Source organism: Pseudomonas sp. A-B-19 (assembly GCF_019947515.1).
In the GTDB taxonomy this organism is placed as follows: Bacteria; Pseudomonadota; Gammaproteobacteria; order Pseudomonadales; family Pseudomonadaceae; genus Aquipseudomonas.
Map to the genome: position 1 here is coordinate 232,432 of NZ_JAGYGN010000001.1, position 13,957 is coordinate 246,388.

13 protein-coding genes and 3 pseudogenes are annotated in these 13,957 nt (G+C 59.1%); 5 read left to right on the forward strand and 11 right to left on the reverse strand.

Annotated features, from left to right (window positions below):
- Positions 1-2 precede the first annotated feature (2 nt).
- Positions 3-737: a phosphoadenylyl-sulfate reductase gene (locus tag KGA81_RS00890; protein ID WP_008061755.1), complete on the forward strand. Its 735-nt coding sequence runs from the start codon at positions 3-5 to the stop codon at positions 735-737.
- Positions 738-808: 71 nt separating this feature from the next.
- On the opposite strand, the gene KGA81_RS00895 is transcribed toward KGA81_RS00890, so the two are convergent.
- Complete coding sequence (locus tag KGA81_RS00895; RefSeq protein ID WP_223544176.1) at positions 809-1,732, reverse strand: LysR family transcriptional regulator; 924 nt, start codon at positions 1,730-1,732, stop codon at positions 809-811.
- Positions 1,733-1,856: 124 nt separating this feature from the next.
- Between KGA81_RS00895 and KGA81_RS00900 the strand changes: the two genes are divergently transcribed.
- The gene (locus tag KGA81_RS00900; RefSeq protein WP_223544177.1) at positions 1,857-2,603 is read left to right on the forward strand and encodes a 3-oxoacyl-ACP reductase family protein; all 747 of its coding nucleotides are present in this window, start codon (positions 1,857-1,859) and stop codon (positions 2,601-2,603) included.
- A 76-nt stretch (positions 2,604-2,679) separates the two neighbouring features.
- Here the strand turns inward: KGA81_RS00900 and KGA81_RS00905 are convergent, their stop codons facing one another.
- Complete coding sequence (locus tag KGA81_RS00905; RefSeq protein WP_223544178.1) at positions 2,680-3,375, reverse strand: HAD-IA family hydrolase; 696 nt, start codon at positions 3,373-3,375, stop codon at positions 2,680-2,682.
- Positions 3,376-3,701: 326 nt separating this feature from the next.
- On the opposite strand from KGA81_RS00905, the pseudogene KGA81_RS00910 reads away from it, so the two are divergent.
- Positions 3,702-6,869, forward strand: a pseudogene (locus KGA81_RS00910) (RHS repeat-associated core domain-containing protein); the annotation flags it as partial.
- Positions 6,870-6,983: 114 nt separating this feature from the next.
- On the opposite strand, the gene KGA81_RS00915 reads toward KGA81_RS00910, so the two are convergent.
- From KGA81_RS00915 to KGA81_RS00950, 8 genes and pseudogenes are all read right to left on the reverse strand, one after another.
- On the reverse strand, positions 6,984-7,166 hold the full coding sequence (locus KGA81_RS00915) for a hypothetical protein (protein ID WP_223544180.1): 183 nt from the start codon (positions 7,164-7,166) through the stop codon (positions 6,984-6,986).
- 16 nt (positions 7,167-7,182) lie between these two features.
- Positions 7,183-7,650, reverse strand: coding sequence for a glycine zipper domain-containing protein (locus KGA81_RS00920; protein WP_223544181.1), 468 nt, complete (start codon positions 7,648-7,650; stop codon positions 7,183-7,185).
- Between the two features lie 113 nt (positions 7,651-7,763).
- Positions 7,764-8,132: a hypothetical protein gene (locus KGA81_RS00925; protein ID WP_007988063.1), complete on the reverse strand. Its 369-nt coding sequence runs from the start codon at positions 8,130-8,132 to the stop codon at positions 7,764-7,766.
- 433 nt (positions 8,133-8,565) lie between these two features.
- Entirely contained in the window at positions 8,566-8,751 is a 186-nt protein-coding gene (locus KGA81_RS00930) for a hypothetical protein (protein ID WP_223544182.1), read from the reverse strand.
- 147 nt (positions 8,752-8,898) lie between these two features.
- Positions 8,899-9,219 (reverse strand): YbjQ family protein, encoded by a 321-nt coding sequence (locus KGA81_RS00935; RefSeq protein WP_108218940.1) that lies wholly within the window; start codon positions 9,217-9,219, stop codon positions 8,899-8,901.
- A pseudogene (locus tag KGA81_RS00940) lies at positions 9,216-9,362 on the reverse strand (6-aminohexanoate hydrolase); the annotation flags it as partial. The pseudogene KGA81_RS00940 and the gene KGA81_RS00935, both read right to left, overlap by 4 nt.
- Positions 9,363-9,424: 62 nt before the next feature.
- Positions 9,425-9,757, reverse strand: coding sequence for a type II toxin-antitoxin system HicB family antitoxin (locus KGA81_RS00945; protein WP_223544183.1), 333 nt, complete (start codon positions 9,755-9,757; stop codon positions 9,425-9,427).
- A pseudogene (locus KGA81_RS00950) lies at positions 9,754-9,949 on the reverse strand (type II toxin-antitoxin system HicA family toxin). Before KGA81_RS00950 ends, KGA81_RS00945 begins: the two are co-directional and overlap by 4 nt.
- 198 nt (positions 9,950-10,147) lie before the next feature.
- Here KGA81_RS00950 and phaR point away from each other — a divergent pair.
- A complete protein-coding gene (phaR, locus tag KGA81_RS00955; protein ID WP_223544184.1) occupies positions 10,148-10,681 on the forward strand; it encodes a polyhydroxyalkanoate synthesis repressor PhaR in 534 nt (177 codons plus the stop codon).
- A 35-nt stretch (positions 10,682-10,716) separates the two neighbouring features.
- On the opposite strand, the gene phaP is transcribed toward phaR, so the two are convergent.
- Positions 10,717-11,280 carry a TIGR01841 family phasin gene (phaP, locus tag KGA81_RS00960; protein ID WP_223544185.1) on the reverse strand — a complete coding sequence of 188 codons (564 nt, stop codon included), beginning with the start codon at positions 11,278-11,280 and terminating at the stop codon, positions 10,717-10,719.
- 250 nt (positions 11,281-11,530) lie between these two features.
- On the opposite strand from phaP, the gene KGA81_RS00965 reads away from it, so the two are divergent.
- Entirely contained in the window at positions 11,531-13,957 is a 2,427-nt protein-coding gene (locus tag KGA81_RS00965) for a DUF3141 domain-containing protein (protein WP_223544186.1), read from the forward strand.

The following is a 13,957-nucleotide window of genomic DNA, read 5'->3' on the forward strand; positions in this document are numbered from 1 at the left end:
TGATGAGCCCAACGTTCGACGTCGTGGAACTCGCCACGACCTATGCCAACAAATCCGCCCAGGACATCCTGAAGCTTGCGTTTGCCGAATTCGGCGATGACCTGTGGATATCTTTCAGCGGTGCCGAGGATGTGGTGCTGGTGGACATGGCCTGGAAGCTGAACAAGAACGTCAAAGTGTTCAGCCTCGACACCGGTCGCCTGCACCCCGAGACCTACCGCTTCATCGATCAGGTGCGCGAGCACTACAAGATCGACATCGAGCTGGTGTCGCCGGACTACACCAAACTCGAACCCTTCGTGAAGGAAAAGGGCCTGTTCAGCTTCTACAAGGACGGCCATGGCGAATGCTGCGGCATCCGCAAGATCGAACCGCTGCGCCGCAAACTGTCCGGCGTGAAAGCCTGGGCCACCGGCCAGCGCCGCGACCAGAGCCCGGGCACTCGCAGCGCCGTCGCAGTGATGGAAATCGACACCGCGTTTTCCACCCCGGAGCGCACCCTGTACAAGTTCAATCCGCTGGCACAAATGACCAGCGAAGAGATCTGGGGTTACATCCGCATGCTGGAACTGCCGTACAACAGCCTGCACGAGCGCGGCTTCATCAGCATCGGCTGCGAACCCTGCACCCGCCCGGTATTGCCGAACCAGCATGAGCGCGAAGGCCGTTGGTGGTGGGAAGAGGCGACGCAGAAGGAATGCGGCTTGCATGCGGGGAACATCATCAGCAAGTCTTGATCCCAACCTTGTGAAATCCCTGTGGGAGCGTGGCTTGCCCGCGATAGCCGCGCCGCGGTCTGGAGCCGGACTCAAACCGCACTGAACCTCTGCCCCAACCCCCGCTCGGCAAACTGCTCAATGATGAAATCGACAAACGCCCGGGTCTTGCCGGGCAGCAGTTTGTGTTCGGCGTAATAGACAGAAATGTTGCCGTCGTCGACATACCAGTCCGGCAACACCCGCTGCAACGTCCCCACCTCCAGATAACCCACGGCAAACGGCATGCTCACCAAGGCAATGCCCAAACCCTGGGTCGCCGTGGCGCAGGCAGCTTCCGAATCGCTCATGGTCATCCGCGCCTTGAGGGTCAATGGACTGTGTTGCTGACTACGACTGGTCAACTGCCAGGAACGCACGCGACCGGTCTGCGGCGAGCGAATGAGGATGCCATCGTGATACTTGAGATCGTCCGGCTCGACGATTGTCTCCCGCGCCGCCAGATACTCGGTGGAAGCCACCAACACGCGATGGGCCGGTGTCAGCTTGCGCGCCACCACGCCCTGAGGCAGTTCGAATCCGCCGCCAATCGCGGCGTCGAAGCCTTGGGCAATCAGGTCGACCTGTCGGTTGTCGAAATGCCAGTCCGGGTTGATTGCCGGAAAGCGCCGCAGAAACTCCCCGAGCAATGGCACGATGTACAAGCGCCCGAACACCGTGCCCATGCTGACTTTTAATGTTCCGGCTGGACGCCCTCCGGCACTGGCGAGATTGGCCACGGCATTCTGGATGGTGTGCAGACTGCCGCTGACTTCGCCGAGAAAAAGCTGGCCGGCTTCCGTGAGCGTCAGGCTGCGGGTGCTGCGCTGGAACAGCCTTACACCAAGGCGCGCCTCCAGTTTGGCAACGCTTTTGCCGACTGCTGCCGGTGTCAGACTCAAGCGCCGTGCGGCCTCGGCGAAGCTGCCGACCTCAGCGCTGCGCACAAAGCATTCGATACTGCTGAAGGTTTCCATAGGCGCCACTATAAACTTTTGGTTTACACAGACTATCGCAATTACGGTCTACACAGCATGGAATCCTGAATCGATACTAGCCTCCATCAACCGGGACATCTCGCCTCGGGACTTGGAGATCGACATGACTACTCAGAACCTCAGCGGCAAAGTGGCATTGATTCAAGGTGGTTCCCGCGGCATTGGCGCAGCCATCGTCAAGCGCCTGGCTGCGCAAGGCGCGACCGTTGCCTTCACCTATGTCAGCTCCACCGCGAAAGCTGAAGAACTGCAAGACAGCATCACCGCCAAAGGCGGCAAGGCCCTGGCCATCAAGGCCGACAGCGCCGATGCCGACGCCATTCGCGGCGCCGTGTCCGCCACGGTAGACGCCTTCGGTCGCCTGGATATCCTGGTCAACAATGCCGGCGTACTGGCCGTCGCACCGCTGGCCGAGTTCAAACTCGAAGACTTCGATCAGACCCTGGCCATCAACGTGCGCAGCGTGTTTATCGCCACCCAGGCCGCCGCCAAATACATGACCGAAGGCGGACGCATCATCAACATCGGCAGCACCAATGCCGACCGCATGCCCTTCGCCGGTGGCGGCCCATACGCCATGAGCAAGTCGGCACTGGTGGGCCTGACCAAAGGCCTGGCCCGTGATCTCGGCCCGCAAGGCATCACCATCAATAACGTGCAACCGGGTCCGGTCGACACCGACATGAACCCGGCCCACGGTGACTTTGCGGAGAGCCTGATCCCGTTGATGGCCGTGGGCCGCTACGGCAAGGCCGAAGAAATCGCCAGTTTCGTCGCTTACCTCGTCGGTCCCGAGGCTGGCTACATCACCGGTGCAAGCCTGACCATTGACGGCGGTTTCGGCGCGTGATGCGCTGAACGCAAACCCAATGTGGGTGCGGCGCACCGCCGCTCCCACATTGGCCAGTGTCGACCCGTCTATTCAGCTAGGCCCACTCAAGCGCCGGCAAACCAAAAGCACTCGGCTCGAACGCCTTCAGCGTACGAAGAATGCCATCGGCATGTGCGTACTTTGCGTCGGCCATTGCCGCATCCGGAATCGCAATCGCCGTCATCCCCGCTGCTTTCGCCGCCGTAACACCAAAGGGCGAATCCTCGAACACCAGGCAATCTTCAGGTGCAACACCCAGACGCCGCGCTGCCGTCAGGAAAATATCCGGTGCCGGTTTGGCGGCACCCACCTCGGGGTCATCAGCGGTGACAATAAAGTCGAACAAGGCGAACCAGTCGCGGTGCAGTGTGGTTTTCTGACCGAACGACTGGCTCGAAGAACTGGTGCCCACGGCAATGGGAATGTTGTTGGCCTTCAGATGCCGTACCAGTTCCTGTGCGCCAGGCATCGCTTGCGCTGTAGGAAAGCGCTCGCGCATCAACGGCTCACGGATCACCAGAAACTCTTGCGCCGTCATCGGCAAGTCCAGCGCTTGAACCACATAGCGCGCCAGATCGCCCGCGCCCCGACCAATGATGTTCTGTTTGATGCTCCAGTCGAAGGTTCGGCCGTAACGCGCAGCAATGATGGACGTGACTTCGGTGTAGATGCCCTCTGTGTCCAGCAACAAGCCGTCCATATCGAAAATCACGGCCTTGATCGGGCCGAATGCTTTCAGTGGTGCATTCATCGCATCTGATCCGTTTTCCAAGGCATCCCGGCCGACGCAGCTGAGGCCGACTCCCGGATGGATTAAAGGATTCAGCAGCATAGCGACCGCCGCGGGCTTAGAGCAACGATGAAATCCTGATCCACGTCGAATGGCACTGCGTGATTTGGCGAATCGCCCTACAGAAAACGCCAACTTTCCCGACTTCTTTCCTTGAAAATCCTCCGCAGAGTTTCACATCCCACATTCGGCCAAGCGAAAGTCTGCAGATGTTCGATCCCCAAAAGGTATTGGCATGCCCCGCCAGCGGTCCCTTGACAGGGGTGCATAGGGTCGAAACCGCCACCAGCACCGACACCGTCAAGCACACCGCCACCCACAATTGCCCCGTGTCGATGGTCACTGGCGAAGTATTGCTGACCCTCACGGACAGCACTCTCGACGGGATATTGCCGTTCGACTTCACCCGCATCTATCGCACCAGTGCCGTCGAACTCGACACCGGCCTCGGTTTTGGCTGGAGCCATTCGCTGTCCCAGCACCTGGAACTCCACGACGAGCAGGTGCTGTGGATCGACCCCGAAAACCACCGCACGCCATTTCCACGGCCGACGGCGACGCGCCCGGTGATCCACAACAGCCTGTCGCGGATGGCGATTTACCTCGGCGAGGAGCCGGACGAACTGATCCTCGCCCTGGCCGGCGACCGCGCGCGGTTCTACCACTTTCACGACGGCCGGCTCAGCGCGATCAGCGACGCCTACGGCAACCACGTGACGGTGCAGCGGGACCGCTTTGACCGGATCCAACGCCTGGACAACGGCGCCGACCGCGCCTTGCTGCTGCGTTACGACCTCAAGCACCTGATGGCCGTCGATTATCAGGTGTTTCAGCGCAGCGGCCCCGAGGCGTCCACCTGGCGCACCGAACAGACACTGGTCAGCTACCGCTACGACGCTCGCCAGCGGCTGATCGAGGCGACCAATGCCGCGGGAGAAAGCGAGCGCTATGACTACGACGAGCAGCACGTCATCCTGCAACGGCAACTGCCTGGCGGCGCAAGTTTCTTCTGGGCTTGGGAACGCTCCGGCAAAGCGCCCCGCTGCATCCATCACTGGGCCTCGTTTGCGCAGATGGAGGCGCGTTACGTGTGGGACAATCAAGGCGGCGTGGCGGTGAACTACACCGACAATGGCGAAGAGATTTACGTTCATGACGACCGCGCACGGCTAGTGCGCCACGTCGGGCTGGACGGCGGCGAGCGGCACAAGGCCTATGACGATCAGGGCCGCCTGATTGCCGAGCAGGACGCCCTCGGCGCCGTCACCGAATACCATTATGACGAGGTCGGCCGGCTGATCGCGCTGCTTGCGCCGGATGAGGCGCTCACGTCCTGCGAGTATCGCAACGGTTTCCTGCATACCCGCACCTGCGGTCAGGCGACATGGAGCTACCAGCGCAATGCCCAGGGCGACATCACGGCCGTCACCGATCCCGACGGGCAGATCACCCGCTATGTCTACGACTCGCAGGGGCGTTTGCTGACGATCCATCTCCCCGACCAGAGCGGTCACCGGTTTGTCTGGAACGCCTTGGGACAATTGCTGGAAGAGACCCTGCCAGACGGTGCTCAGCGCACTTTTTCCTACGATGCGCTAGGAAGGCGGATTACCCGCCAGGACGAACACTGTGCCGTCACCGGTTATGAATGGGACGCCGTGGGTCGACTGACCCGGACCACGCGCCCCTCCGGTGCCCGCCGTGCCTACCGCTACAACGCCTATGGCCAGGTCACCGCCGACACCGACGAGCTGGGACGGGTAACCCGTTACGAATACGCCGACGACCTGCGCTTGGTCAGCCGGCAGATCAACCCCGACGGTAGCGCACTGAAATACCGCTACGAACATGCGCAAATGTTGCTCACAGAGATCGAAAACGAGGTCGGCGACACCTACCGGCTGGATTACACCCCGGGCGGATTGATCCGACAGGAAACCGACTTTGATGGCCGTCGTACCGCCTACAGCTACGACCTCAATGGCCAATTGCTGGAGAAAACCGAGTTTGGCGACGACGGTTCGCTGCTGGTTACCGGTTATCAACGTGACAGCGCTGGACGGTTACGGGTCAAAACCCTGCCCGACGGGATCAAGGTCGAGTACCGCTACGACAGTCTCGGGCGGCTGGTCAGCGTCGATGACGGTCAGAACCATCCGCTGGCGTTCGAATACGACCGCCAGGACCGGCTGATCACCGAACATCAGGGTTGGGGCACCCTGCGTTACGGCTACGACGCCTGCGGTCGGCTCAAGCGCCTGCGCCTGCCGGACGCCTGTGCCCTCGTCTACCAATATGCCAAGGGAGGCGCCCTCACTGCCATCGACCTCAACGGCACGCGCCTGACCAGCCATCGTTTTGTCGGCGGGCGCGAACAGCAACGCCAACAAGGGCTGTTGCTCAGCGATTACGCCTACGACGAGCAAGGCCGTTTGCAGGCCCATGCCGTCAGCCAAAAGCAACGACCGCTGTATCGCCGCAAGTATGCCTACAGCATCAAGGGCAACCTCCTGCAAATTACCGACAGCCGCCACGGTTCACGTCGCTACCAATACGATGCACTCGACCGCCTGACCGGCGTACGCCAAGCCCGTGACCAGTTCGCGGAGAACTTCACCCACGACCCGGCCGGCAACCTGCTGATCCACGATCGCTCCGGCCCATGTGTGCTTCAGGGCAACCGCCTGCGTCGCCGTCACGACAGCCACTACGATTACGACGCCTTCGGCAACCTGATCCGCGAACGCCGCGGTATGCCGACCCAAGTCACCGAATACACCTACGACAGCCAGCACCGCCTGATCGGCGTCAGCACCCCGGATGGTAAACGTGTCAGCTACCGCTACGACGCGTTCGGCCGGCGCATCGACAAAACCGTCGACGGCCAGACCACGCAATTCTTCTGGCAAGGCGATCAACTCATCGCCGAAAGCGGTCCCCGACACTACCGCAGCTACGTCTATGAACCCGGCAGCTTCCGCCCGCTGGCGCTGCTCGCCGGCAAAGGCCGGGCAAACGCCTGCCCGCTCTACTACCAACTCGACCACCTCGGCACCCCGCAGGAGTTGACCAGCTACGGCGGCGTCATCGTCTGGTCGGCCAAATACACCGCCCACGGCAAACTCCGCGAACTGAGCGACGGCGACGGCGACGGCGACGGCGAACGAATCGAACAGCCGCTACGGTTTCAGGGGCAATACTTCGACGCTGAGAGCGGTTTGCACTACAACCGGCATCGCTACTACCAGCCGGACACCGGTCGTTATCTGACGCCGAATCCGGTCAAGTTAGCCGCAGGGTTGAACCCGTATCGCTACACCCTGAACCCGATCGGGTGGGTTGATCCGTTGGGGTCGAGGGGGAACTGTCCACTGGCGAACAAGGCCGCAGGCTCGGCGACAAATGGGGTGGGCGAGGCAAAGGTTGATGAGGGTGAACCCAATGCACCCTCTCCAATACCTGCAAATCGGTACTTGCATCACGCAGACTCAGGTCACGACATATCGAGGACTGGGCGATGGACGCATTCGATCAGCTAGACAAGCGGTCAATCCGGCAACACGACTCGATCAATCTTCGTCCTCTTCCTCATCTTCCAACTCAATATTCCCCACATCGCCCGCATCATCAGCGTCGTTAAGCGGCACCGTCGCATCATCCATCAGCGATCCCGGATCTTCATTGCCGGGATCGTTGATAGATGGCAGTCCGCCAGAGCCTTTTTCTTCCTTGCCTTCGGTTTTCGCAGTCATGGGATGCCTCACTCGGTTAGTGATGCTTTTTGTGGTGCTTGTTCGTGTGTTTATAACCGTTACCGGAATGGGAGTGACCGCTGTCACTTCCCAGATCATTGCCGACCGCACCGCCGGCTGCACCGCCCAGGCCTGCACCGATGGCCGACCCGGTCGAACCGCCAAGACTGTTGCCGACCACCGATCCACCCGCCGCGCCCAAACCACCGCCTACCGCCGCCTCAGTGCGACTGTGCCTGGGCGCGGCAATGGCACTGCCGGCCGCTCCGCCGACACCTGCACCAATCGCTGCCCCCGTGCTGCCACCCACCTGGCCACCGACCACATTGCCCAGCACCCCACCAAGACCACCGCCCACCGCGGCATCTCCATTACCTCCCGCCAGCGCCATCTGAGAGGCCAGCAATCCAAAAACAATCGCAGGCACAATCAATAGTCGAGCATTCAGGCTTCCATATTTTTTGCCGTTGGTTTTCGGGTTCATGGCACGCCTCGCATTCTTCAGGAGTATGGGAGATTTGAGCGGCTGCCGCGTGAAACGTTCATAAATGAAAAAGCCCGGCATCAAGCCGGGCTCTTTTCAAATCTGGATCAGGATCAGTGACGCTTGTGACCATTGGCCAGATTGCTGCCTACGCCGCCGCCCAATGCGCCGCCCAGGCCTGCACCGATGGTGGCACCGGACTTGCCGCCAAGGCTGTTACCGATCACCGAACCACCGGCCGCGCCGACACCGCCACCGATAGCAGCGCTGGTGCGATGACCTTTTTTGGCGGCGACTGCACTGCCCGCCGCGCCAGCCACGCCCGCACCAATCGCTGCGCCAGTGCTGCCGCCCATCTTCTGGCCGACCACGTTACCCAATGCGCCGCCCAAGCCACCACCCAGCGCGGCAGTACCGTCACCAGCCATTGCACCTTGAGCAACCAGAAGCCCCAGAACCAGAGCGGGCAGTGTTAAACGCATGACAAAAACCTCAAAAATAGGGGGTAAACAAAAAGGGGGCGAGATTGAATGCTTTTGCGCGGATAAAGTCCAGCACACCGGTCCAACTTCGCGATTGGCGACAGTTGGACAGCATTTTCGGAAAAGGTTTTATGACGGACAAAAAAAAGCCCGCTGGGGAAACGGGCCAGGTGTTGCTTTCTAACGGATGAGTCGAGATTACGGAGACTACTGTGAAAAGTTTGTGAAAGATCACCACTTTAAAAAACCTGTCACAAAACCTTTCAGACATTAAAAAAGCCGCTCAATGACGGCAATGCTGTTCAGTTAAGCGAATGTGCTCTCTGTAGGAACGGGCTTGCTCCGGGCGGCGTTCCGACGATGGTCGTTAACGATAACGCGTATTTACTGGCTAAACGCGGCGCTCTTGAGTCCATCGCGAGCGAGCTCGCTCCTACATGACCGGTACCGTCACCCTGGGTAAGAACTTGCCCTTCAGTACCCGGCACGCCCTGGTCTTGATCTTGTCGACCTCAGTCTGGTCCTCGCCGAAGCTGGCCACATATTGGGTCTGGCCACACTGCACGCAATTGTTGATCGGAAACTCTGCGCCATCATCCTCGATATACGGATCAGCCATCTCGTCACCCCTTTTCAACAAACGGAATCGACACCGGCAAGCCCTTTGCCTGAAAGAATATCGATCGCCACGGTTTTTGAGACTAGCCGGTCACCAATGGACCTGCCGTCCGGATTTTCCCGTGACCGACGAATGGCTTTTCACCTTTCATCTCAACTTGACCGCAGTTCCGGTGACAAACACCACGACCATCCCGCCCTTGCCAGCCGGCATACTGATTTCATAATCAAGCCCGACCACTGCGTCCGCCTCAAGCGCCTGCGCCCGCTCCTTGATCTCATCGGTGGCTTGAATGCGCGCCTCCTTCAACGCCCGCTCCAGTGTCTGGGAGCGCCCGCCGAAAAAGTCGCGCATCCCGGCAAACACGTCACGGACGACGTTGATCCCTTGCACCGATTCGGCGCTGACGATGTCCAGGTAGGCGGTAATTTGCCGGCCTTCAATGGAGTGGGTTGTGGTGGTGATCATGGGTGTTCCTTCCTGTTCAGAAATTCAGCCAGTGCATCAAACGCCGGCAACGTGACGGGATCGTTGGTCGAGTTGCTGGCCACCGGACGGGATGCTTAGCGGACGATGACCAACTCGGCCTTGGGGTCGACATAGATGCGCCGCATGATGTCGACTCTGTTCGAAGAGTTTGAGCGGTCTACAGTCGGACAGATCTATTCACTACTTAAGCACGGGCCTCGCGATCAAGAACATCAGCGACCCACTGATTGATACTTTTGTGGGCTAACTGAGCTTTCACAGCAACCGTAGCGTGAAGGGCCGGGGCCAGGCGCAGACTGAGATGGCCTGAATAGGGTTTCTGTGGGGTGCGACCGAGTTTCGCGCAAGTCTCCAGATAATCGGTGACGGCCTCTTCGAATGCGGTGCGAAGTTCTTTGACTGACTCGCCGTGAAACCCGACAACATCCTTGATGCCCGCAATGTGGCCGACGAACAGACCGTCTTCGTCGCTGTACTCGATCCGGGCTGAGTAGCCGTTGTAGTTCATTACGTTCACGGGGTAACTCCTGCTTGTTCAAGAAAAGCCCGGGCGTCACGCACCTGATAGGGCTTGGCTTCTTTGTCGGGGTGCGGCCGGTGGAAGGTGGCGACCACTCCGTTCAGTTCAAAACGTACTCGTGAACCATTGCCTTCGATGGTTATGGCCCCCTGCAGCGCTGAACAAGGATTCGATGCGGGACCACTCCATGGTGGCCGGGGTGGGTCTTGAAAATACGGCTTTGAGGGTGCTGAGCTGTTTATTATTACTGGTATTACATCATGGTACCGTACGAGGTTTAGCAACCGCGAATGACATCGCTGATGCGTGGGAGGCGACGCATTGGAGTGGCAGTGGTCAGAGTAGGATAAGATGCCTGCAAATCAGGCTTGCTGTGAGTAGCCCCACATGACAGATAACAGTCGGAACACCACCCGTCTGATCAAGAAATACCCGAATCGCCGTCTGTATGACACGCACACCAGCAGTCATTTGACCCTTGCGGATATACGCCAATTGGTCGTCGATAGAATCCCGTTCGAGGTGGTCGACGCCAAGACTGGCGAGGATCTGACCCGAAGTATTTTGCTGCAGGTCATTCTGGAAGCCGAAAGTGGCGGTGAGCCGATATTCTCCAGCGAGATGCTCATGGGGATTATCCAGTTCTACGGTCCCTACCAGAGCGTCCTCGGCAGCTACCTGGATAAAAGCATCCAGACGGTCATCGACATCCAGTCCCAGACCGGCGCTCAGTCCTCTGAAGCCTGGAGCGAGTTCATGCACCAGCAAGCACCGGTCATGCAGGATTTGATGCGCCAGTATGTCGACCAGTCAAAAGCCCTCTACCTTAACACTCAGAACCTCTTCGGCCTGTTCGGCGGCATGCCACCAGGCAAGCCAGGTACCGGTAGCGGGCCGAAAAAAAATGGCGATGGGGAGTAAACCCATCGCCATCAGTGTAACCACTCTAATGTGACTTACTTGTTACCGCTTGTAGCCTTGGCACCAGGAGCGCTTTTGCCGGTTGCGGCGGTCGCTGCGTCAAAACTGCTCTGGGCAACGTCAGCAGCCTGTTTTACGGCATTCTGTGCGCTTTCAAAAACGGTACTGGCATTCGCCAGCGACGACTTGAACGCGGCCACGACAGGCTCGGAGCCAGCCGGTGCATTCTTGCTGATCACTTCAACGAACTCTTGCACCTGCTGGGTGCCCGCCTCGACCTGACGCGAAGTCAGCTTGGCGATTTCCGAGTGAGTGCCGACAATCAACGCTTGCACTTGGCGATTGAACTCAGCCAGGCGTTCGGCTTGCACATTTGGCTGGGTGAAAGAAGTCTGGAGCTCAGCGAGCCCTTGTAGATCACGGACTGCCAGTAGCTTGCGAATGCCGTCGAACTGTTCCTCGGTGGAGGCCTGCAGAGTCTTGAACTGCAATTGGGTGAGCTGTTCAACGCTGGCGAAGACTTTGCCGCTGATTTGCTGCAGGAGGTCTAGGTTGGCTTTCTGAGCGTCTTGCAATTTTTCCGAGTTAAAAAAAGACATGCTTGAATCTCCTGATTCTGAAAAGCCGACATGGGCCTGAGGACGCGATAGCGATCCTGCCGGTCATCGCGCTAGCCTTGATATTGCAGCGCACAAATTCGTTTGGCAATGTTTTTTTGTGCAGTGCACAAAAAAAATTCTCCTCCTGCCTCTATTCGCTATAGACTCCTGACATCGAACAGCCAGCCAAGCCCTCCTCATTAAGGAGACGCTGGCAGCTTCTTCTCATGCATAACGCCAGGAGATCACCATGGGCCAGGAAGATATTATTGCACCGCAATATGACAAAACCTCCTCTCAACGCGGCCTGTTCGAACACCTGATTCATCTGCAGCACCTCAATACCCTGAACGTCCTTGATGCTTGGCGCCAGCGCCAGGAAAAAACCCTCGCGCCTCTTAAGCGGGGTCAACTCAAACAACCCACACTCACTGACTGGCAGGAATACTTCACCGACCTCGGCCAACGCAGCCTGCTGTTCTGGGACACACTGCGCCAGCGCGGCGACAATACGCTGGCCCATGAACGCGCCGGGTATCCCCTGCTGCTCAAGTTCGATCATGAAACTCTGGTCGCAGGCTCCGATCTCCCACGCCCGGTCAACTATTCACTGTTGCGAATCCTCCCCGGACCAGAGCAAACAATCGACAGCAATGGCCAGCCGGTGATCATCATTGACCCACGCGGCGGCCACGGCTCGGGAATCGGCGGCTTCAAACAGGATTCGGTATTAGGTGAAAGCCTCAGAGCCGGCCACCCCACCTATTTCATCTCTTTCAGTCACTCGCCACAGCCTGGGCAAACCCTGGCCGATATCGTGGAAGCCCAGGCCCGGTTCATCGAAGTAGTCAGTGCCCTTCACCCGGCCAACAGCGAGCCGATCATCATCGGTAACTGCCAGGCCGGCTGGGCGTTGATGGGACTGGCGGCAACACGACCGGAACTGCCGGGATTGATCATTATCAATGGTGCCCCCTTGTCATACTGGGCCGGTGTCAATGGACGCAATCCGATGCGCTATACCGGAGGCCTGCTGGGTGGCGGCTGGATGGCTCGCCTGGGCAGCGACTTGGGCAATGGCCGTTTTGACGGTACCTGGCTGGTCAGCAATTTCGAAAACCTGGACCCGGCCAACACCTATTGGACCAAGTACTACCAGTTGTTCAGCCAGGTCGACAGCGAGGCTACGCGCTTCCTCGACTTCGAACGCTGGTGGGGCAGCCCGACCCTGCTCAATGGCGAAGAGATCGAGATGATTGTCGATGACCTTTTCATCGGCAACCAATTGTCCGGCGGTCTCGGCCGCAAGAGCAGCGGCATTGACCTGAAACGGATCGAAGTACCGGTGGTGGTGTTCTGTTCCTACGGAGACAACATCACCCCTCCCCAGCAGGCATTGAACTGGATCGCCGATGTTTATCCCAGCGATCTTGCTTTGCATGACGCGGGACGTACCATCGTCTACCTGCGGCACGCCAGCATCGGCCATTTAGGTATTTTTGTTTCCGGCAAGGTAGCGAGGCGCGAACACCGAGGGTTGCTCGGCGCGGTCGAAGCCATCAATGCGCTGCCGACGGGGCTGTATGAAATGCTGATTGATGATCTGCCAACTTCCTCAGGCAGCGATGACATGCAATACCGAGTGCGTTTCGAATCAAGGCGAATCGCCGATATCCATGATGACGTCGAGCCGGCCCGTGATGACGATCGTGAATTCTCGCTGGTGGAGCGCACCTCTGAAATCAACAGCGCGTTTTACGATCTGTTTATTCGTCCGTGGTTGCGTCAGATCGTCAACGAGCCCATTGCCGAACTGTTGCGCAGGACGCACCCCTTCCATCAGCAGCAGGTGCTATGGAGCAGCCAGAATCCAGCGCTGTGGTGGTTAGCCGGGACTGCCTCCCAAGTCAGAAGCGATCGTCGTCCCGCACGTAAAGACAATCCGTTGCTGGCCTGGCAGAAACTGTTCTCCAACCAGATGCAAGACGCCCTGAATGCTTATCGCGATGTGCGTGACGCCACTCAGGAGCTGTGTTTTTACGGTATTTACGGCGCCCTGAGTACTCTCACCGGCAACAAGCCTGCGCGAAATCTCCAGGCTCACGCTGACCAGCAGGACCAGGCCCTGATCGAACGCCTGCAGGATGCGCTGCCCCATGGTGGTCCCCTGGAAGCATTGGTGCGGATTCTGTTTTTGCTGGGCCGCGACAGCGACAAGGCGGGCAAGGAAAGCATCGAGAAGCTGATCCAGCAGGTGCACCTGCTGGTCCAGGATTACAGCAATGAGCCCACTGCCCTGCGCGAAGCCATCCGATTGCAGAACCTGCTGGTTTTCGCCCACCCGCAAGAAAGCTTGCGCAGCCTGCCCTTGTTGCTGCCTGAGGCAAAGGTACGCCAACAGGTCCTGTCAGCCGTTGGGCAATTGATGCCTGAACTGCTAGCGACCGTTGGAGCCGAAGGCGAATTCTGGCGTGAACTGCACGCACTGCTCGAAGTTCCCCTGCCGGGCTTCAGCCTGACCCAGCCAGCCAGTGAAACAGTTGTCATCCCGCAGGAGGAACCCCCTTCGCAGCCATCTGCGTCGCCGCAGATCACACCACTGCCCGCTCCTGCCAACGTAGTCAAAGCCCCGAAGCGCAAAGCGAAAAAAGGGACAACCGGCCCCAAGCCTCAATGA